The 1,175-nt window shown below is 67.7% G+C and carries 1 pseudogene; it reads left to right on the top strand.

Features of this window, described 5'->3' with window-relative positions:
* A pseudogene (locus DA1_RS29295) lies at window positions 1-1,175 on the top strand (hypothetical protein); the annotation flags it as partial.

The following is a 1,175-nucleotide window of genomic DNA, read 5'->3' as shown; positions in this document are numbered from 1 at the left end:
CGTGCAGGAGCCCCTGGTCTTCAACTACGACAGCCAGACCGGAGAGACGGTCAGCGGTCGCAAGAGCACGGGCTACGGCTACAACGCCTTCGGCGACCAGACCTCGGTGTTCGCGGGTCAGGGCTCTGCGCGCTGGTCCACCACCACCCACGCCTACGACAAGCTGGGCCGGCGCGTGGCCACCACCGACGCGATGGGCTTCATCACCACCATGGCCTACGACGCCATGGGCAGCCTGGTGCGCCAGGTCGAATACGCCAAGGCTTGGCAGACGGCAGGCACCGCGCCCGATACCGCAGCCGGCGACCGCGTCACCGACTACAGCTACGACCTGATGGGTCGCAAGAGCGCCGAGATACGGCGCAGCGTGGCGCACACCGGTGTCAATGCAGCCGCCCAGGAGCAAAAGGACGTGCTGTACGACAAGACGTCCGACCTCACCACCCGCTACGCCTACGACGCGCTGGGCAACCTCACGCGGACCACGGACGCGCTGGGCGGCGTGACCACCAACTTCTACGACGCGCTGGGCCGCGTGCGTGCCACCATCACCCCGGCCATGAACCTGGGCGTGGCGGCCACGGGCGCGGGTGCCAACCCCATCAACCCGCTGACCGAATTCCAGCGCGATGCGCACGGCAACGTGCTGGTCACCACCCAGTACGCCGCCGGTGCCAGCGTGGCGGCCGATGGCAGCAGCTACACCCGGGCGGCCAGCGCAGCCGACCGCGTCACCACCGCGAAATTCGATGCCCAGGGCCACACCACGCAGATCACGGACGCGCAGGGCTACAGCCGCTACTACGCCTACGACGCCCAGGGCCGTCTGGCCAAGGAATGGCAGACCGTCACCAGCCACGACAAGAACGGCACCGCCAGCCAGGCCAGCCTCTGGCGTGCCTACAGCTATGACGTGCTGGGCCGCCAGACGCACAGCTACGCCCCTTCGGAAAGCATTGCCCTGGGCACGCTGAGCGTCAGCGACACCGAGCTGAGCTACAACGCCTTCGGCGAAGTGACGCAAAAGCGCGTGCTGGACAACGGCCAGGCGCTGCAGGGCGTGGAAACCTACGACTACGACAACGCGGGCCGCGTCTGGCGCACCAATGCGGGCGACGGCGTCTACAAGGTCCTGGCCTATGACATGCAAGGCCGCCAGACCGCACAGCTCATCT

The sequence above is a fragment of the Delftia acidovorans NBRC 14950 genome (genome assembly GCF_001598795.1).
In the GTDB taxonomy this organism is placed as follows: domain Bacteria; phylum Pseudomonadota; class Gammaproteobacteria; order Burkholderiales; family Burkholderiaceae_C; genus Comamonas; species Comamonas acidovorans.
This window is presented reverse-complemented; position numbering and strand designations above follow the sequence as displayed.